Here is a 276-nt window from a genome sequence, read left to right as displayed (position 1 = left end):
CTCAGAGACCCTGGAACGTTTTCGCAAGAGCCTGCTGCATTAGAAAGCGTCGGAAAGGTGCAAAGCCGCCGGCTGCCGAGAGCGCGATCGCGCGCAATGCCTGGACCGGCAGAAGCCCGGTCAACAGCGATCGGTTCAGAAGATCGACGGCAAGCGTACGACTGCGAACATCGATCTGGCGCAGGCGGTGAAACTCTGTGGCCGTACCTTCGTCGAGCCGGTTGCGATTGAGCGACAGGACCGTTTTGAGAGCCTCGACGTCGCGCAGGCCGAGAT

General features: G+C 61.2%; 1 pseudogene. It reads right to left on the bottom strand.

From position 1 onward, the window contains the following. Position 1: 1 nt before the first annotated feature. Positions 2–276: pseudogene (locus tag CH341_RS34890) on the bottom strand (UbiH/UbiF family hydroxylase); the annotation flags it as partial.

It is taken from the genome of Rhodoplanes roseus (assembly GCF_003258865.1).
Classification (GTDB): domain Bacteria; phylum Pseudomonadota; class Alphaproteobacteria; order Rhizobiales; family Xanthobacteraceae; genus Rhodoplanes; species Rhodoplanes roseus.
Note: the sequence above shows the minus strand (reverse complement) of the source record. Positions and strands in the feature narration are given on the sequence as shown.